General features: G+C 68.3%; 15 protein-coding genes, 1 tRNA gene and 1 pseudogene. 12 read left to right on the forward strand and 5 right to left on the reverse strand.

What is annotated here, in order from left to right:
• Nucleotides 1-20: 20 nt before the first annotated feature.
• The 5 genes from VGC18_RS13175 (at nucleotide 21) to VGC18_RS13195 (ending at nucleotide 7020) form a co-directional block, all read left to right on the forward strand.
• Complete coding sequence (locus VGC18_RS13175; protein ID WP_331098125.1) at nucleotides 21-1598, forward strand: molybdopterin-dependent oxidoreductase; 1578 nt, start codon at nucleotides 21-23, stop codon at nucleotides 1596-1598.
• 176 nt (nucleotides 1599-1774) lie between these two features.
• Complete coding sequence (locus tag VGC18_RS13180; protein WP_331098127.1) at nucleotides 1775-2671, forward strand: hypothetical protein; 897 nt, start codon at nucleotides 1775-1777, stop codon at nucleotides 2669-2671.
• A 274-nt stretch (nucleotides 2672-2945) separates the two neighbouring features.
• Entirely contained in the window at nucleotides 2946-4628 is a 1683-nt protein-coding gene (locus VGC18_RS13185; RefSeq protein WP_331098129.1) for a sodium:solute symporter family protein, read from the forward strand.
• Between the two features lie 29 nt (nucleotides 4629-4657).
• Nucleotides 4658-5002: a hypothetical protein gene (locus tag VGC18_RS13190; RefSeq protein WP_331098131.1), complete on the forward strand. Its 345-nt coding sequence runs from the start codon at nucleotides 4658-4660 to the stop codon at nucleotides 5000-5002.
• 167 nt (nucleotides 5003-5169) lie between these two features.
• Nucleotides 5170-7020, forward strand: a complete 1851-nt coding sequence (locus tag VGC18_RS13195) for an ABC-F family ATP-binding cassette domain-containing protein (protein WP_331098133.1) — start codon at nucleotides 5170-5172, stop codon at nucleotides 7018-7020.
• Between the two features lie 6 nt (nucleotides 7021-7026).
• Here VGC18_RS13195 and VGC18_RS13200 read toward each other — a convergent pair whose 3' ends face one another.
• Entirely contained in the window at nucleotides 7027-7638 is a 612-nt protein-coding gene (locus VGC18_RS13200; protein WP_331098135.1) for a TetR/AcrR family transcriptional regulator, read from the reverse strand.
• Between the two features lie 154 nt (nucleotides 7639-7792).
• On the opposite strand from VGC18_RS13200, the gene VGC18_RS13205 reads away from it, so the two are divergent.
• Nucleotides 7793-9085 (forward strand): MFS transporter, encoded by a 1293-nt coding sequence (locus VGC18_RS13205; RefSeq protein WP_331098137.1) that lies wholly within the window; start codon nucleotides 7793-7795, stop codon nucleotides 9083-9085.
• Nucleotides 9082-10857, forward strand: coding sequence for a glycoside hydrolase family 3 protein (locus VGC18_RS13210; protein ID WP_331098139.1), 1776 nt, complete (start codon nucleotides 9082-9084; stop codon nucleotides 10855-10857). The genes VGC18_RS13205 and VGC18_RS13210 overlap by 4 nt, the downstream gene beginning before the upstream one ends.
• A gap of 70 nt (nucleotides 10858-10927) precedes the next feature.
• Here VGC18_RS13210 and VGC18_RS13215 read toward each other — a convergent pair whose 3' ends face one another.
• On the reverse strand, nucleotides 10928-11419 hold the full coding sequence (locus VGC18_RS13215) for a MarR family winged helix-turn-helix transcriptional regulator (RefSeq protein ID WP_331098141.1): 492 nt from the start codon (nucleotides 11417-11419) through the stop codon (nucleotides 10928-10930).
• A gap of 118 nt (nucleotides 11420-11537) precedes the next feature.
• Between VGC18_RS13215 and VGC18_RS13220 the strand changes: the two genes are divergently transcribed.
• The 5 genes from VGC18_RS13220 (at nucleotide 11538) to VGC18_RS13240 (ending at nucleotide 16986) form a co-directional block, all read left to right on the forward strand.
• Nucleotides 11538-11609, forward strand: a tRNA-Gln gene (locus tag VGC18_RS13220).
• Nucleotides 11610-11658: 49 nt separating this feature from the next.
• Nucleotides 11659-13086, forward strand: a complete 1428-nt coding sequence (glmU, locus tag VGC18_RS13225) for a bifunctional UDP-N-acetylglucosamine diphosphorylase/glucosamine-1-phosphate N-acetyltransferase GlmU (RefSeq protein ID WP_331098143.1) — start codon at nucleotides 11659-11661, stop codon at nucleotides 13084-13086.
• Between the two features lie 50 nt (nucleotides 13087-13136).
• Nucleotides 13137-14114 carry a ribose-phosphate diphosphokinase gene (locus tag VGC18_RS13230; protein ID WP_331098145.1) on the forward strand — a complete coding sequence of 326 codons (978 nt, stop codon included), beginning with the start codon at nucleotides 13137-13139 and terminating at the stop codon, nucleotides 14112-14114.
• A gap of 183 nt (nucleotides 14115-14297) precedes the next feature.
• A complete protein-coding gene (locus tag VGC18_RS13235; protein WP_331098147.1) occupies nucleotides 14298-15209 on the forward strand; it encodes an aldo/keto reductase in 912 nt (303 codons plus the stop codon).
• A gap of 58 nt (nucleotides 15210-15267) precedes the next feature.
• Nucleotides 15268-16986: a long-chain-fatty-acid--CoA ligase gene (locus VGC18_RS13240; RefSeq protein ID WP_331098149.1), complete on the forward strand. Its 1719-nt coding sequence runs from the start codon at nucleotides 15268-15270 to the stop codon at nucleotides 16984-16986.
• Nucleotides 16987-17038: 52 nt separating this feature from the next.
• On the opposite strand, the gene VGC18_RS13245 is transcribed toward VGC18_RS13240, so the two are convergent.
• The 3 genes and pseudogenes from VGC18_RS13245 to VGC18_RS13255 all read right to left on the reverse strand — a co-directional run.
• A complete protein-coding gene (locus VGC18_RS13245) occupies nucleotides 17039-17413 on the reverse strand; it encodes a hypothetical protein (protein WP_331098151.1) in 375 nt (124 codons plus the stop codon).
• Nucleotides 17414-17591: 178 nt separating this feature from the next.
• A complete protein-coding gene (locus VGC18_RS13250) occupies nucleotides 17592-17801 on the reverse strand; it encodes a hypothetical protein (protein WP_331098152.1) in 210 nt (69 codons plus the stop codon).
• A 302-nt stretch (nucleotides 17802-18103) separates the two neighbouring features.
• Nucleotides 18104-18587: pseudogene (locus VGC18_RS13255) on the reverse strand (NADP-dependent phosphogluconate dehydrogenase); the annotation flags it as partial.

Below are 18587 nucleotides of genomic sequence, written 5' to 3' on the forward strand. Positions count from 1 at the left end.
GCCCGGCTTATCCTGACCCGATGCCAGCCCCGCAGAACTCCTCCGGTCCGACTCCGCACGCGGCCCGGTGGCCCTGGGAGGCGCTGACCGGCATCGCCTCGGCCGCCGTGGTGCTCGCCGTCGCGGAGGTGATCTCGCTCGTGGCCGGCGCGGCGGGAAGCCCGTTGTTCGCGGTCGGGTCGCTCGTGATCGACCTCGCCCCAGGCGGCGTCAAGGAGCTCGTCGTCGGCCTCTTCGGCACGGGGGACAAGGCGGCGCTGCTCACCCTCATGGCCGTCATCCTCGTCCTGCTGGCCGCCGCGGGAGGCGTGCTCGAGACGCGCCGACCGCCCTGGGGCGTCGTGCTGTTCGGCCTCGCCAGCCTGTTCGCCCTCGTCGCCGTCGTCACGAGGGCCGGCGCATCCGGCCTCAACGGCGTCCCGACGATCGTCGGGGCGGTCGCGGGCATCGTCGTGCTCCGGATCTCGACGGAGCGGCTGAGACGCTGGCGGGCCGTGAGAAGCGAGGATGCCCCGAGGGCGGGGCAACTGGAGCGCCGCAGCTTCCTCTCGCTCACGCTCATCGCCGGTGTGGCCGCCCTGGCGGCGGGGACCGGGGCGAGGATCGTCAACGCCGCCGCGAGTGCGGTGACCGACCTGCGCACGAGGCTGACCCTGCCGAAGGCGGCCGTGGTGGCCCCGCCGGTGCCCGCGGGCGCCTCCCTGGACGTCGCGGGACTCTCACCCCTCGTCACCCCGAACGCCGACTTCTATCGGATCGACACCGCGCTCCAGGTTCCCTCCGTCGACCCGGACACCTGGCGGCTGAAGATCACCGGGATGGTCGAGAACGAACTCGAGCTGAGCTTCGCGGAGCTGCTCGACAAGCCGCTCATCGAGCACATGGCCACGCTCGCCTGCGTGTCCAACGACGTCGGGGGTGACCTCATCGGCAACGCGCTCTGGCTCGGCTATCCGATCCGCGAGCTGCTGGCCAAGGCCGTCCCGAAGGCGGGCGCGGACATGGTGCTCTCCACGAGCGTGGACGGCTTCACGGCGGGGACCCCGCTCGACGTGCTCCAGGACGAGGGGACGCAGGCGCTGCTCGCCGTCGGGATGAACGGCCAGCCGCTTCCGCTGGAGCACGGCTTTCCGGTTCGGATGGTCGTCCCGGGACTCTACGGCTACGTCTCCGCCACGAAATGGCTCGTCTCGCTGGAGGTCACCCGGTTCTCCCGCGCCGAGGGCTACTGGATCCCCAGGGGGTGGTCGGCGAACGGCCCCATCAAGCTGTCCTCCCGCATCGACACACCGAGGTCGAACGCCTCGGTCGCGCGCGGGACGGTCGCCGTCGCGGGCGTGGCCTGGGCGCAGCACATCGGCGTGCAGGCGGTGGAGGTGCAGGTGGACGACGAGCCATGGGTCCAGGCGGAGCTGGCCGACTCCGTCTCCGCGGACACCTGGCGGCAGTGGCTGTACCGCTGGGAGTCATCCGCCGGGTCGCACAGCATCCGGGTGCGCGCGACCGACGCGAACGGCAAGACCCAGAGCAAGCACTACGTTCCCCCCGCGCCCAACGGCTCGGAGGGTTGGCACGAGGTCACGGTCACCGTCGGCTAGGTAGCGCGCCTCCCTCCCTCCCTCCCTCCCTCTCGCCGCCCTCTCTCCCTCGAGTGGGCAGTCATGGCTGGCTGGGGCGCGCGCAGCCAGCCACAACTGCCCACTCGATGCGCGGAGCGCCCGCAGGCCTGTGGACGAGGCGCGCGGGCAGGCGCGCAGGCGACGAGGCTGGTCGGATGCCGAGACCGAAACCCCTGCCACCCGGCCTGTCCGGGCGGCCATTCCGCGTCGCCGATGCGGCGGCCGCCGGCATCTCGCGCGCCCGGCTGCGGGCGAGCGATCTGCGGGCGCCGTTCCGGGGCATCCGGATGCCTGCGGGCACGGCCTCGATGCTCGACGCGCTGCGGGCGCGAATGGGGCCGGGCGAGTTCGTCAGCCACGTCACCGCGGCACGGGTCTACGGCATCCCGCTTCCCGCCCGGCTGGAGCGGTCCGCCGAGCTGCACGTGAGCGTCCTGGCCCCGGCCTTCGCTCCGCGGGTGCGGGGCGTGCACGGTCATCGGCTCTCGTCGCCGGTCGTCGTGGGCGACTACCGCGGGCTCCCGATCGTCTCGGCGGCGGATGCCTGGTGCCAGCTCGCCGGGTTCCTCACCGAGCCCGAGCTCGTGGTCGCCGGGGACCACCTGGTTCGGCGCAAGCGGCCGCAGTCCAGCATGCAGGAACTCGCCGAGGCTCTCGAGCGGCACGGTTCCGCCCGCGGTGTCCGGATGCTCCGATCCGCCCTCCGCCGCGTGCGACCGGGCACGGACTCTCCCATGGAGACACGGGTGCGGTTGCTCCTGGTGGACGCCGGTCTGCCGGAGCCGGTGATCGGGCACACCGTGCTCAACTCCTTCGGGGAGTTCGTGGCGACCCCCGACCTCTGCTATCCGCGTGAGCGGATCGCGATCGAATACGAGGGCGAGCTCCACCGCACCGATCCCGCGGTGTTCGCCGAGGACATCGAGCGCAGGGTGCTGCTGGAGCGGGCGGGCTGGGCGGTCATCCGGGTGATCAAGGACCACGTCTACCTGCGCCCGAACCTCCTGGTGAACCGGGTCCGCACGACGCTCGCCGACCGGGCCGTCCCGTGAGCATCCGGTCGGCCCCCATCGAGTGGGCAGTCGTGGTCGGCCGAGAAGAGCGCGGGCAGCCACAACTGCCCAGTCGAGTCGCGAGCACGGATGATTCCTCCCGTTTCTCAAGATTTTCAAGGCCCTGTGCGACCCGATTTCCCCGCGTACCGTCCACGTGCGGAACGCGGAACGGTTAACGAACCGGCGGCGGATGTGCCGGCCGGCCGGTACGGCGAGCGGTCCGCGATGAGGTTCGGCGGCGATGACCGCCGACGGATGAGGAGTTTTTCGCATGGTGCTGGCTGCGGCGGACAACAGCATCCGGCTCTCTCTGAGCTGGATCGACTACCTGATGCTCGCGATCTATTTCGCGGTGGTGATCGGTATCGGATTCGTCGCCAGACGGCGAGTGAAGACCAGCATGGACTTCTTCCTCTCCGGCAGATCGATGCCGGCCTGGATCACCGGCCTCGCCTTCGTCTCGGCGAACCTCGGTGCGACGGAGATCCTGGGGATGGCCGCGAACGGCGCCCAGATCGGCATGTCGACGCTGCACTACTACCTCATCGGCGCGGTGCCCGCGATGGTCTTCCTTGGTCTGGTGATGATGCCGTTCTACTACGGCTCCAAGGTGCGGAGCGTTCCCGAGTTCATGCTCCGGCGCTTCGGCAAGGCGCCGCACGTCGCCAACTCCATCGCCTTCGCGATCTCGAACGTGCTGATCGCCGGCATCAATCTCTACGCCATGGCGATCGTGATCGAGGCGATGCTCGGCTGGCCGGAATGGACGGCGATCATCGTCTCCGGCGGATTTGTGCTCGTCTACATCACCCTGGGCGGCCTCTCCAGCGCCATCTACAACGAGGTCATGCAGTTCTTCGTCATCATCGCCGGGCTCATCCCGCTGACCATCGTCGGGCTGAACCGGGTGCACGGCTGGGGTGGCCTCACCAAGGCGCTCGAGCACACCCAGGGAGGGCAGATGCTCTCGACCTGGGCGGGGACCGGCATCGGCCACACGACGAACCCCATCGGCGCGAACTGGCTGGCGATCGTGCTCGGCCTCGGCTTCGTCCTGAGCTTCGGCTACTGGACGACCAACTTCACCGAGGTGCAACGGGCCATCTCCGCCAAGAACATGTCGGCGGCCCGCAGGACCCCGCTCATCGGCGCCTTCCCGAAGCTGTTCATCCCGTTCATCGTCGTGATCCCCGGCCTCATCGGCGCCGCCGTGCTCGGCAACCAGCTCAGCGCGACCGCCGGGACGGGCAAGCTCACTTACAACGACGTCATCCCGAAGCTCATCCAGATGTACCTGCCGACCGGGGTGCTCGGCATCGCCGTCACCGGGCTGCTCGCCTCATTCATGGCTGGGATGGCGGCCAACGTGTCGAGCTTCAACACGGTGTTCACCTACGACCTGTGGCAGCGCTACGTGAAGCGCGACCGGTCGGACTCCTACTACCTCACGACGGGGCGCTGGGTCACCGTCGTCGGCGTGATCATCGGGATCGCCACCGCGTTCATCGCGGCAGGGGCCGCAAACATCATGACCTACCTGCAGACCCTGTTCTCGCTGTTCAACGCCCCGCTGTTCGCGGTGTTCATCCTCGGGCTGCTCTGGAAGCGCATGACGACGCCGGCGGCGCTGTGGTCCTATCTCGCCGGCATCGCGACCCCGTTCGCCGTCTACATCGCCTACCTGAACAACAACCGGCTGTTCCAGTCGGCCACGGCGGAGACCATGTACGGCGCGATCATCTCCTTTGTCACGGTGCTCGTCGTCGGTGTCGTGATCAGCATGTTCACCAAACCGAAGCCGGTCGAGGAGCTCAAGGGATTCGTCTACGGCGTCGGCAAGATCGACCTCAAGGGCGACGTGGTCGCCGGCGACACCAAGTGGTACCGGTCACCGGCCCTGCTCGGCACGGTCGCCCTCGTGCTCTGCGTCGCCCTCTACCTGCCGTTCCTGTGACGGCCGCTTCGTGAGAATGGATGGAAGACATGGCTGAGAAGATCACAGACAACGGCTCAGGGGACCTGTCGGAGAAGGAGCAGCGCGACCTCGTGACCTCGACGCGGCGATTCGATCTGCGGCGCATCCTCGGCGCGCTCTTCGTCGTCTACGGCGTGATCGTGACGGTCATCGGGATCGTGAACCTCGACGCGGACGTCAAGCGCACCGGGGGGATCGCGATCAACCTGTGGACGGGGCTCGCGATGCTCGTGCTCGGGCTCCTGTTCTTCCTCTGGGACAGGATGGCCCCGGTGCCGGAGGAGGACATCCTGCGCAACCGGGAGCAGGAGGAGCGCGAAGTGGCCGCGGGTGAGGGCAAGGAGACCGCCTGACGACTCCTCGCTCGAATGCTCTCGCCACCGAGTGGGCAGTTGTGGCGGTTTGACGGCTTCGTACCCCGCCACAACTGCCCACTCGATGGCGCGTGACCTGGTCGCGCCGGCTACGCGGGCAGCGAATACGGAGGGGCGCGCGGCGACCAGCCGGTAGTCTCGTCGGGATGGCACATCTACTGGGCGCCGAGTCCCTTCACCTCGAATATCCGACCCGCGTCATCTTCGATGCGGTCACCCTCGGACTCAACGAAGGCGACCGTATCGGTGTCGTCGGTCGCAACGGCGACGGCAAGTCGACCCTGCTGCGGCTGCTCTCCGGCCGCATCGAGCCGGACTCGGGCAGGGTCACCCGACGCAACGGCGTCACGCTCGGCATGCTCGACCAGGCCGATCTCCTGCCGGAGGACCTCGTCGTCCGCGACGCGATCGTCGGCGACAAGGAGGAGTACGAGTGGGCGGGGGATGCGCGCATCCGCGACGTCATCGACGGCCTGCTGCTCGACGTGCCCTGGGAGGCCACCATCGGCGAGCTCTCCGGCGGCCAGCGCAGACGGGTCGCCCTCGCGCAGCTGCTGGTGGGGGACTGGGACGTCGTCTTCCTCGACGAGCCGACCAACCACCTGGACGTCGAGGGCATCGCCTGGCTCGCCGGCCACCTCAGGAAGCGTTGGGCGCCGAACCAGGGCGGCCTCATCGTCGTCACCCACGATCGGTGGTTCCTCGACGAGGTGTCGACGGACACCTGGGAGGTCCACGACCAGATCGTCGAGCCCTTCGAGGGCGGATACGCCGCGTACATCCTGCAACGCGTCGAACGAGACACCATGGCCGCGACGATGGAGTCGAAGCGACAGAACCTCGCGCGCAAGGAGCTGGCCTGGCTGCGCCGCGGCGCCCCGGCGCGAAGCACCAAGCCCAAGTTCCGGATGGATGCCGCGTACGAGCTGATCGCCAACGAGCCGCCGCCGCGCGATACCGTCGCGCTCAGCCAGCTCGCCACCGCGAGGCTCGGCAAGGACGTGGTCGACCTGCTCGATGTCGGCGTGACCTACGGCGGCAGCACGGACGAGGACGGCAGGGTGACCGGGGGCAAGGAGGTGCTGCGCGACATCGAGTGGCGCATCGCGCCCGGTGAGCGCACCGGCATCCTCGGCGTCAACGGCGCGGGCAAGAGCACGCTGCTCGGTCTCGTCGCCGGTACCCTCCAGCCGACCGCCGGCCGGGTCAAGCGGGGCAAGACCATCCGGGTGGCGATCCTGAGCCAGCAGCTCGGCGAGCTCGCGGACATCCTCAATGACCGGGTGATGGATGTGATCGCCCGCCAGAAGAGCTCGTACGTGTCCGGCGGCAAGGAGCTCACCCCCGGCCAGCTGCTCGAGCGCATGGGCTTCATGTCCGCCCAGCTGAGCACGCCCGTCAAGGACCTGAGCGGCGGCCAGAAGCGCCGCCTGCAGCTTCTGCTCATCCTGCTCGGCGAGCCCAACGTGCTCATCCTGGACGAGCCCACCAACGATCTCGACACCGACATCCTCGCCGCGATCGAGGACCTGCTCGACTCCTGGCCGGGCACCCTGCTCGTGGTGAGCCACGACCGATACCTGCTGGAGCGGGTGACCGACAACCAGTACGGCATCCTCGACGGCCGGATGCGCCACCTGCCTGGCGGCGTCGACCAGTACCTGCAGCTGCGGGCGAAGCAGGAGGGCAAGGGCGCGACCGTCTCGGAATCGCACAGGACGGGTGGCTCGACGGCTGCCCCGACCGTGAACAGCAAGGGGCACACCAGGCTGCTGGGTGCGGAGCTGCGGAACGCGCAGAAGGAGCTCGGGTCGGTCAGCCGCCGGCTGGAGAAGGCGACCGCTCAGGTCGCGGCGATCCACGGGCGGTTCGCCGTTCACGACCAGTCGGACTACACGGGCCTCGCCGCCCTGCAGGCGGAGCTCGCGACCGCCGAGGCCGCGATCGCCGAGCTCGAGCAGCGCTGGCTGGAGCTGAGCGAGATCCTCGAGGCCTGAGCAGGGCTAAAGCCGGGTGACGAGCAGCTGCTGGATGCGCTGGTGAAGCTGTTGTGCCATGTCCACCCGGTGGGGAGCGAGCAGCCACTGGACCTGCAATCCATCCATGAGCGCCGTCAGTTCGATCGCCGCGGCCGGGATGTCAACACCGTCGACGAGATGCCCGGCAGCCTTGGCCTGCTCCAGCGCGATCCGAGTCTCCGAGCGGATGCGTTCGTAGCGTTTGGTGAAATAGGCGTGCGCCGGATGGTCCTCCGCCGTGGCCTCGGCGGAGAGTACCGCGTACAGGGCGATGATTCCGGGCAGGCTGCTGTTGTAGGAGGCGAGATCGACCATGCCTCGCAGCACGCTGATGCCGTCTCTGCTGGCCGAGCCGTTCTGCCGGAATCGTGCCCGGTCCTCACGATCGCGCTCCTCGAGCACAGCGGCGAGAAGTGATTCCTTGGTCGGGAAGTGGTGGAGCAGGCCGGCGCGGGAAATGCCGCACTGGGCCGCAATCTCGACCACGGTCGTGCTGTGGAATCCGAGCCGGCCGAACAGCACCGTTGCCTCGGCGATGATCTGGTCCCGGCGCGCTCGGCCCGCGGCATAACCGTGCTCGGTCGTGGTGTTCATCATCGATTATTCTGCCGCTTTCGACTCCGTCCGGGCGGATGGAGGAGTCCGTCAATCAAAACCTACATTTGTGTAGGTTTTTAATGCTACTCTCGTTTCGCATCGACTCGATGCTCTGTGATACCACCGAACGCTCATGACAAAGGAGTCAACAACCGTGACAACCATCAACGCCGAGCTGCCGTCGGACACCGCCGAGAGAGAGCCGAAAGGCTACACACCCCGGTACCTGCTCGCCTCGTTCGGTCTGTTCCTCGCCATTTTCGCCCCCGTCCTCGGCGGTCTGAGCGTCAAGGTCCAGACTCTCGTCGGTCTCGATCAGGCGCCGACCCAACTGGGGCTTGTGACCGGTGTCGGCGCCCTGTTCGCACTGATCTCGCAGCCGCTCGCGGGTCGGTTGTCGGATCGCACCACGTCCCGGTTCGGAATGCGCAAGCCGTGGATCATCGTCGGGGTGGTCGGGGCGTTCCTCTCCCTGATCGGTGTGGGGCTCGCTCCGAACATCCCGGTTCTCCTTGTCGCCTTCTGCGGCGCACAGCTCTTCAGCAACTTCGCTCAAGCGGCCGAGGCCGTCACCGTCGCCGACCAGGTTCCTCCGGAGCGTCGCGGTCTCGTCTCCGGCCTCATCGGAGCGGCAAGTCCGGTCGCGATCCTGATCGCGGCGGTCGGACTCAGTCTGCTGCCGACGATCTTCCTCAAATTCGCGGTGCCGGGCATCATCGGCCTCGTCTTCGGCCTGTATTTCGCGTTCGGCCTCAAGGACCGTGTGCTCAGGGAGAAGCCGGATCATCCGTTCGGCATCAAGGACTTTTTAGGCTCCTTCGTCTTCAACCCCAAGGTCTATCGCAATCTGGGCTGGGCCTGGCTGACCAAGGCACTCATCATGTTTGGTTATGCGGCGACGACCACGTACCTGACCCTGTACCTGGCGACGAAGTTCGGCATGACGAACATCGCCGACCAGTTGAACTTCAATCTCTATGCCACGGCGGTGTCGACCGTCTTCATGGTCCTGTTCAGCGTCATCGGCGGACGCATATCCGATCGCCTGTTGCGGCGGCGCATCTTCGTCACCGGCGGTGGGATCCTGGTCGGCCTCGGTGTCATCGTGATGGGTCTCGCTCCGGTGGTGGGAATCTCCGGCGGCCTCGTCGTCATCCTCGTCGCGGAGGCGATACTGGGAGCCGGTGCCGGACTGTTCTTCGCTGTTGACGCCGCGCTCTGCATCGAGGTGCTGCCGAATCCGAAGGACATGGCGAAGGACCTGGGGGTCCTCAATATCGCCAACACGCTTCCGCAGACGCTTGCGCCCTTCATCGCGGGCACGCTGGTGATCCCCCTGGTGAACTCGGTGTTCACCGGGGCAGGCTACTCGGTCTGGTTCGTCCTCGGAGGGTGCATCGCCATCGTCGGCGGACTGCTCGTCTACAAGATCAAGGGAGTGAAATGACAACGGGATCGATTTCGGTGGCCCATCCATATCAGGATCCGACTCTGTCGGTGGAACAGCGTGTCGAGGACCTACTGTCGAGACTGGACCTCGCCGACAAGGTCGGTCTGTTCTTTCACACGATGTCCAGCGTGGCCGATCAGAACGAGGGAAACTCGGAGTTCGGCATTCCCTCCCTCGCCTCGATGGTGCTCAAACGGCGGATCAACCACTTCAACCTGCTCGGCTCCACGTCGACGGGTGGCGAGTTCGCGGCCTGGCAGAACGCCGCTCAGCGCCTCGCGCGACAGCTGCCGCTCGGCATCCCGATCTCCTTCTCGAGCGATCCCCGTCACTCCTTCACCGACAACCCGGGAACGGCGATGCTCGCCGGCCCGTTCTCCCAGTGGCCGGAGCCCCTCGGGCTCGCGGCGATCCGCTCCGAGGAACTCGTGCGGCGGTTCGCCGACATCGCGCGCCAGGAGTATGTGGCAGTGGGGTTGCGGGTGGCGTTGCATCCGCAGATCGACCTGGCGACCGAACCGCGCTGGGCGAGGACGAACGGCACCTTCGGTGAGGACGCCGAGCTCACCTCCCGCCTCGTGGTGTCGTACATCCACGGCTTCCAGGGAGAGGAACTCGGCCCGGAGTCCGTCGCCACCATGGTCAAGCACTTTCCCGGTGGCGGACCGCAGAAGGGCGGCGAGGACCCGCACTTCCCGTACGGACGGGAGCAGGTCTATCCAGGCGGCCGGTTCGAATACCACCTGCTCCCCTTCGAGGCGGCCATCAGGGCCGGCGCATCGCAGATGATGCCGTACTACGGCATGCCGGTGGGCACGCAGTACGAGGAGGTGGGTTTCGGATTCAACCGGTCGGTGATCACCGGGCTGCTGCGAGAGCGCTACGGCTTCCAGGGCATCGTCTGCACCGACTGGGGACTCCTCACCGACGTCGAGATGATGGGCGCCCCGATGCCGGCACGGGCCTGGGGCGTCGAGAGCCTGAGTCGCGAGGAACGGATGCTCACGGTGCTTGATGCCGGCGTCGACCAGTTCGGCGGCGAGCTATGCACCGACGTGCTGCTGAAGCTCGTTCGACAGGGACGTGTCTCCGAGGCCCGTCTCGACATATCGATCAGGCGGCTGCTCGCGGAGAAGTTTGTGCTCGGCCTGTTCGACGACCCCTTCGTCGACGAGGGACGTGCCAATCTCATCGTCGGCAACCGGGAGTTCCGTGATGCTGGGCTCGCCGCCCAGCGCGACTCCCTGACGGTGCTGACCAACACGGCCGAGGACGGGCAGCCGACCTTGCCGCTCGCCCGCGGCCGGCGCGTCTACATCGAGGGTCTCAAGGCCTCCGCCGTGGAGGGGTTCGGCACCGTCGTCGCCACGCCGGAGCAGGCGGATGTCGCCATCCTTCGGATCAAGGCGCCGTGGGAACCGCGAACGCACGGCTTCGAGTCGTTCTTCCACGCCGGTTCCCTCGCTTTTCCGAAGGATGAACTCGATCGCCTGCTGGCCGTCACCGCGGTGGTTCCGACCGTCATCGATATCTACCTCGATCGTCCCGCCATCATCACCGACCTCGTCGATCAGGCGGCGGCGATCGTCGCGAACTACGGCAGCTCCGACGAATCTCTCCTGGCCGTGCTGTTCGGCGATTCCGAGCCGAGGGGCAGTCTGCCCTTCGACCTGCCGCGGTCGATGGCGGCCGTGGAGGCCAGCAAGGAGGACGTGCCGTTCGATACCGAGAACCCGGTCTTCCGGTTCGGTCACGGACTGCGGTATTAGCCGAGGCGCGTGGGTCCATCCGCGTCTGCGAGTGGACCCGCGGGTCCGCTCTGGAGACCGAGGGCGGTGATCAGTCGAAGTCGAGGCTGAGCTTGCGCAGCAGCCCGGCGAGACGCTCCTGGTCGACCGCCGACAGCCCGTCGAGCAGCTCGGTCTCCGCCCCGAGAAGCAGGCGGATGGCCGCATCCACTCGCTCCCGGCCGGTCGGCGTCATGGTCACCAGGATGCCGCGGCCGTCGTTCGGGTCGGTGCGCCGCTCCACCAGCTGCCGCGCCACGAGCCGGTCGATGCGATTGGTCATGGTGCCGCTGCTGACGAGGGTCTGCTGAAGCAGCGCCTTGGGGCTCAGCTGGTACGGCTTGCCTGCCCTGCGCAGGGCCGAGAGGACGTCGAACTCCCAGTACTCGAGCCCGGATGCCGTGAACGCGGCCCTGCGCGCGCGATCCAGGTGCTTCGAGAGCCTGCCGACCCTGGAGAGCACCTGTAGCGGAGCGAAGTCGAGATCGGGACGCTCACGCCTCCACGCTTCGACGATTCGGTCGACTTCGTCGTGTGCGGGCATCCACCCATTATGGCGCGCGTCCGGGCCGCCCCTCCCGCCGATGGGAACCGGATTGGCGAGGGATGGGGCTCCATCTGGCAGACTTGACGGCGCCGCCGTTCCTTCCGGACGGCTGCGGTCCGCCTTGGTGTAATGGCAGCACGACAGCCTTTGGAGCTGTTAGGTCTAGGTTCGAATCCTGGAGGCGGAGCCCGAACGGCCGCACAGCGCTCCGGCAGGAGCCGAGGAGAGAAGACACCATGCGAGAGCTCGCCATCATCGTCCTGGCCGCCGGTCAGGGGACCAGGATGAGGTCCGCCAAACCGAAGATCCTCCACTCTCTCGCCGGCCTTCCCCTGGTCTCCCACGTGCTGGCCACCGCGGAACGGCTCGCCCCCGCGCACGTCGTCGTCGTCGTGCGGCACGACCGGGACGCGGTCGCCGCCGTGGTCTCCGAACAGCTTCCCGGCGCGATCATCGTCGACCAGGACGAGGTGCCCGGCACCGGACGCGCCGTCGAGGTGGGGCTCGCCGCCCTGCCCGACGGCTTCGCCGGGCACGTCGTCGTGCTCAGCGCCGACGTCCCCCTGCTCGACGCGGCGACCGTGCTGGCGCTGATCGAGAGCCACGAGCTCGCGGACAACGCCCTCACCCTGCTGAGCGCCGAGTTCGCCGACCCGACGGGGGCCGGCCGCATCGTCCGCGACGACGCCGGCGCCTTCGACTCGATCGTCGAGCAGCGCGACGCCACCGAGTCCCAGCTGGCGATCACCGAGGTGAACGCCGGGGTCTACGTCTTCGCCGTCGCGGCGTTGCGTGCCGCCCTGGCGGGGATCGGGACGGCCAACGCCCAGAACGAGATGTACCTGACGGATGCCGCCGCGGGCATCCGCGCATCCGGCGGTCGCATCGAGGCGGTCCGGGTCTCCGATCCCTGGCTCGTCGCCGGGATCAACGACCGAGCCCAGCTGGCGGCCGCCGGTGCCGAGCTCAACGCGCGCATCGTCCGCGGCTGGCAGCTCGCGGGGGTCACCGTGCAGGACCCGTCGACGACCTGGATCGACCTCAAGGCGAGCCTCGCCGAGGACGTCGAGATCCTCCCCGGCACCCAGATCAGGGGGGCGACGGTCATCGGGCGCGGTGCGGTCGTCGGGCCTGACACCACGCTCGTGGACTGCGAGATCGGCGAGAACGCCACCGTCAAGCGCAGCGACGCGACGCTCGCGGTGATCGGCCCGAACGCCTCCGTCGGCCCGTTCGCCTACCTCCGGCCGAACACCCGGTTGGGCGACGGCGGCAAGATCGGCACCTTCGTCGAGACGAAGAACTCCACCATCGGCGCCGGGAGCAAGGTGCCCCACCTCAGCTACGTCGGCGACACCACCATCGGCGAGGACACCAACCTCGGGGCGGGCGCCATCACCGCCAATTACGACGATCTGGTCAAACATCACACCGAAATCGGCTCCCACGTGCATGCGGGGTCTCACAACGTCTTCGTCGCCCCCGTTAGAATTGGTGACGGAGCGAAGACGGGAGCGGGAACGGTCGTGCGCAAGGATGTGCCGGCCGGAGCGCTTGCGATCACCGTCGCTTCGCAACGCAACATGATCGGCTGGGTCGAGGCCAACCGTGCTGGGACCGCGTCGGCGCAGGCCGCGGCCGCACGCAGCGCGGAAGACGAGTGACCGAAGTCGCACAACCCGTCGGGTGACCGGCAGAAAAGAGAGCGGGATACGTGTCCGGCATCAAGATCACTGGGACGAAGAAACTCGTGATCGTGACCGGGCGAGCGCATCCGCAGCTCGCCCAGGACGTCGTCGCCGAGCTCGGCACCGAGCTCACGCCGACGGACACTCGAACCTTCGCGTCGAGTGAGATCTACGCCCGTTACAACGACAGCGTGCGCGGGTCGGATGCGTTTGTCATCCAGTCGCACACCCGTCCGGTCAACGAGTGGCTCATGGAGCAGCTCATCATGATCGACGCCCTCAAGCGGGCGTCGGCCAAGCGCATCACGGTCGTCGTGCCGTATTACCCGTACGCCCGCCAGGACAAGAAGGGCCGCGGGCGCGAGCCGATCTCGGCCAGGCTCGTCGCCGACATGTTCAAGGTCGCCGGGGCCGACCGCATCATGAGCGTCGACCTGCACGCCGCGCAGATCCAGGGCTTCTTCGACGGCCCGGTCGACCACCTGTTCGCCATGCCCGTGCTGCTCGAGCACTTCCGGACCAGGCTCGACCCGTCCACCCTCACGGTGGTGAGCCCCGACATGGGGCGGGTGAAGGTGGCGGACAGCTGGAGCGACAAGCTCGGTGTGCCGCTCGCGATCATCCACAAGCGCCGGGATCCTCGGGTGCACAACGAGGTCAGCGTGCACGAGATCGTCGGTGACGTCAACGGCCGGATGTGCCTGCTCGTCGACGACCTCATCGACACGGGGCGCACGATCGTCAAGGCGGCCGAGGCGCTCAAGGCCGCCGGCGCGCTCGGCGTCGTCGTCGCCGCGACCCACGCGGTCTTCTCCGACCCGGCCACGGACCTGCTGCAGAGTGACTTCATCGACTCCGTCGTCGTCACCGACACCCTCCCGGTCCCCGAGGAGAAGCGCTGGGACCGCCTGACCATCCTCCCCATCGCGCCGCTGCTCGCGCGGGCGATCCACGAGGTCTTCGACGAGGGCTCGGTCACCTCGATGTTCGACGGCGCCGCCTGATCTCCCTTTCCCGCGCATCCGCGGCCGTCGGCCGGCGTTTTTCGGGTGCAGCGCACTGATGATGTTCTCGGCGCGCGGCGAGTGGGGTGGAATTAAGCGGAGGTACCTCCGGTAATGCTAGAGTGAGGCGAAGCGGAGATCACTCCGCTTCCACGGCCACCTCAGGAAAGCAGGGTCTCGCCGATGTCCACCACCTTCACCGACCCGGCCGGCGCGAACGTTCCCCGTCCAGGGGGCTCCGGTCTGCTGGCGGGTCACACCGTTTCTCGGATCGGGTACGGGGCGATGCAACTCGAGCGGCTGGGCAACGACCGTGGCGCGGCGATAGCGCTGTTGCGTCGCGCGGTCGAGCTCGGCATCGATCACATCGACACCGCCCAGTTCTATGGTGACGGGCTGTCCAACGGCCTCATCCGCGAGGCGCTGGAGCCCGGGGAGGTCGTGGTGGTGAGCAAGATCGGCGCGGACCCGAACCCGGAGGGACCCGTCCCTCTTCGTCTTGCCCAGCGTCCCGAGCAGCTCAGGGCCAGCGTGGAAGACAACCTGAGAAGCCTGGGCGTCGATCAGATCTCGGTCGTCAACCTCCGGCGAGCGGATGCCGGTCCGGGGCTGCGCGCCGAGGGAGACCAGCTGGTGGACATCGACGACCAGCTGGCGGTGATGATCGCGATGCGCGAGGAGGGCAAGATCGGTGGGATCGGACTGAGCAGCGTCACCCTCGAAGGGCTGCGCCGAGCGATCCCGGCGGGAATCGCCTGCGTGCAGAACGCCTACAGCCTCGTGTCGAGAGGCGACGAAGAGCTGCTGGACCTGTGTCTCGCCGAGGGGATCGCCTGGGTCCCGTTTTTCCCGCTCGGCGGCGCGTTCCCCGGCTGGCCGAAGGTGACCGACGAACCGGCGGTCACCTCGGCGGCGAGTTCGCTCGGCACCACCCCTTCGCACATCGGTCTCGCCTGGCTGCTCCGGCACGCGCCGAACGTGTTGCTCATTCCCGGCACGGCAGACATGGGTCACCTCGAGGCGAACGTGTCCGCGGGAGCGGTGGTGCTCGACGAGGCGACCCTGGCAGCGCTCGACGCCGTCCCGTCGCACTGAACGACCCCCTCCTTTCCGTTGATCGACGGGATCACTCTCGCCCCCTAGAGTGGGCACCATGACGATTCCCGCGCCGCGGCCGTGGCTCTCGAGTTACGCCGAGGGTGTTCCCCATGACATCGATCTGCCGGAGGGATCGCTCTTCGACCTCGTCGAGCAGTCCGTGAGCGAGTTCGGGCGCAACGTTGCGCTCGAGTTCTTCGGCGCGACCACCAGCTACGCGGAGATGGGCGAGCAGATCGCCCGCGCGGCGGAGGGCCTGCGCATCCTGGGCGTGCAGAAGGGCGACACCGTGGCGCTCGTGCTGCCCAACTGCCCGCAGCACATCGTCGCCTTCTACGCGGTGCTGCGCCTCGGCGCCATCGTCGTCGAGCACAACCCGCTCTACACGCCGAGAGAGCTTCGCCACCAGTTCGAGGATCACGGCGCGAAGGTCGCGATCGCCTGGAACAAGGTCATCGAGACCATCCAGGACTTTCCGTCCGACGTCGCGGTCCGGACCCTCATCTCGGTGGACATCACCCGCTCCATGCCGTTCGCCACGCGCGCGCTGCTTCGGTTGCCGATCGCGCGGGCGCGGGAGTCCCGGTCTGCGCTGACCACCAGGGTGCGCGGTACGATCACCTGGAAGGAGTTGGCGAGCTCGGAGCCGATCGCGGCGGACATCGTGCGACCGGCCGCCGACGACATCGCGCTCATCCAGTACACGAGCGGCACCACCGGGATTCCGAAGGGCGCCGTCCTCACCCACCTCAACCTCACCAGCAATGCGGCCCAGTCCCGCTCGTGGGTCCCCATGGTCCCGCGCGGCACCTCCGTCGTTTATGCCGTGCTGCCCATGTTCCACGCCTACGGCCTCACGCTGTGCCTCACCTTCGCGATGAGCATGGGCGCGCGGCTCGTGCTGTTCCCCAAGTTCGAGCCGGACCTGGTGCTGGCGGTCGTGAAGAAGCATCCGGCCACCTTCCTCCCGGCCGTTCCCCCGATCTACGAGCGGCTGATGACGGCCGCCAGGGAGCAGAAGGTGTCCCTCAAGGGCATCGAGATCTCGATCTCCGGGGCCATGCCGCTGTCGGCCTCCATGGTCCAGCGCTGGGAGGCCCAGACCGGCGGCTACCTCGTCGAGGGCTACGGCTTGTCGGAGACGAGCCCGGTGCTCATGGCCAATCCCGTCGGCCCGACCCGTCGTGCCGGAACCGTCGGCCTGCCGCTGCCGAACACCGAGGTGCGGGTGGTGGACCCGGAGAATCCGGCCGTCGACCGCCCGCTCGGCGAGGAGGGGGAGCTGCTCGTGCGCGGCCCCCAGGTCTTCTCCGGGTACTGGCGGAAGCCGGACGAGACCGCGGCGGTGTTCCTGCCTGCCGCGGACGGGGACGAGGGCGGCCCGTGGTTCCGCACCGGGGACATCATCTCGATCGACGCCGACGGATTCGTGACGGTCGTCGACCGCATCAAGGAGCTCATCATCACCGGCGGCTTCAACGTCGCGCCGAGCGAGGTGGAGGATGCCCTCAGGGCGCATCCGGACGTGGTCGACGTCGCGGTCGTCGGGCTGCCGGACGGGCACAGCGGCGAGGAGGTCGTAGCCGTCGCGGTCATCGCCGAGGGCGCGCGCTTCGACGAGAAGGCGCTGCGCGACTTCGCGCGGGAGAGTCTCGCCGCCTACAAGGTGCCCAAGCGCATCCTCGTCGCGGACGACCTGCCGAAGTCGCTTATCGGCAAGGTGATGCGCCGCGAGGTCCGCGAGTCGCTGCTCGAGGCCCCGACCGTTCTCTAGGGCGGACTCCGGACCGGCAGGCTCGGTCCTCGGGCGCTCAGTTCTCGGACGGTCAGTTCTCGGTGACGGGCGCCGGCACCCTCGACAGGGTGGGCGAGACCGGGATCAGTCCGAGCGAGGCGACCCTCTTGCCGCCCCCGAAGGAACCGACCGAGTAGCACTGCCAGCCGAGCCCGCCATCGCCGAACAGCTCGAAGCTCGCGGAGGAGCCCGTCGCATCCGGCGCCTCGTATCTCACCCACGCGGCGCAGGCCTCGTTCGCCGTGGTCGTCGCGACGCTGACCATGGTCACGACCTGCGGCAGCACCAGGCAGAGGATGCCGAGGACCACGACGACCCGGACGACGAGCAGCCGGCGACGGCGCCGCGGAACGCCCTCGTTCGGCACATAGCCGGCGAGTTCCGGTTCGTCGTCCCAGTCGCCCATAGCCCACGATTCTGTCACGCGCGGCCGGGCGTCCGTCCGGGAATCCACTCGTCGGCCGCCCGTCCCCGTGCATAACTCCTGCAGTTCTTCCCGGTCGCCGGCCGGAAGACCGGGAATACGGGGTCGCGTCCCGGCGAATCAGGACCACGCCGGAGAATTGCAGGAGTTATGCGCGCGGCTAGACCGGTGTCGAGCGGGACGACGAAGAGAGGGTCGCACCGATGACGACGAGGCCGGCCGCCACCAGGAGCACCGCTCCGGCGGTCAGAAAGACACGTCGTCGTGAGACGCGACCCCTCCCGCTGCCTGCGGGGCCGGCCAATGCGACGAGCAGCGCCGTTATGCCGACGATCGTGAGCAGCCACGAGGTCGTTTCGGGCCACGACACGATGTCTCCCCTGCTCGGCTACCGGTCTTGTCGCCTGTCCGCGGCCGCCGCCGTGCACAACTCCTGCAATCCTTGCCAGCGGGCGGGCGGGGGTCAATGATTGCGGGGGCACGGCAGCGAACCGGGGCCGTGCCGAAGAACTGCAGGAGTTATGCACGCGGGTGGAGCGGGCCGGGAGTGCCGGGGCGAGGCGGCCCGGGAGTGCGCGGGCGCAGCGGGCCGGGAGTGCCGGCGAAGCGGGTCGGGGCGCCGAGTCGTGTGGGGCGGCCAGGCCCGCGGGCGGGCCCGGCCGCCTACCGCCCTCAGTGCGAGGAGCCCTCGGTCTCGATCTCGCTGCGGTCGCCGCTCCACAGGGTGTGGAAGGTGCCCTCGGCGTCGACGCGCTTGTAGGTGTGCGCACCGAAGAAGTCGCGCAGGCCCTGGACGAGCGAGGCGGGCAGGCGGTCGGCGCGCAGGCCGTCGTAGTACGACAGCGACGAGGAGAAGGCCGGCGACGGGATGCCCGCCGCGGCGGCCGTCGAGACCACGCGGCGCCAGGAGTCCTGCGCACCGGCGATCGCGTCGCGGAAGTACGGCGCGGTCAGCAGGGCGACGAGGCCGGGGTTCTCGGCATAGGCGTCGGTGATCCGGTTGAGGAACTGGGCACGGATGATGCAGCCGCCGCGCCAGATCTTGGCGATGTCACCCTTGTGGATGTCCCATCCGTACTCCTCGGCGCCGGCGACGATCTCGTCGAAGCCCTGGCTGTAGGCGATGATCTTCGAGGCGTAGAGCGCGAGCCGCACG

The sequence above is a fragment of the Lacisediminihabitans sp. genome (assembly GCF_036404185.1).
Taxonomy (GTDB): domain Bacteria; phylum Actinomycetota; class Actinomycetes; order Actinomycetales; family Microbacteriaceae; genus Lacisediminihabitans.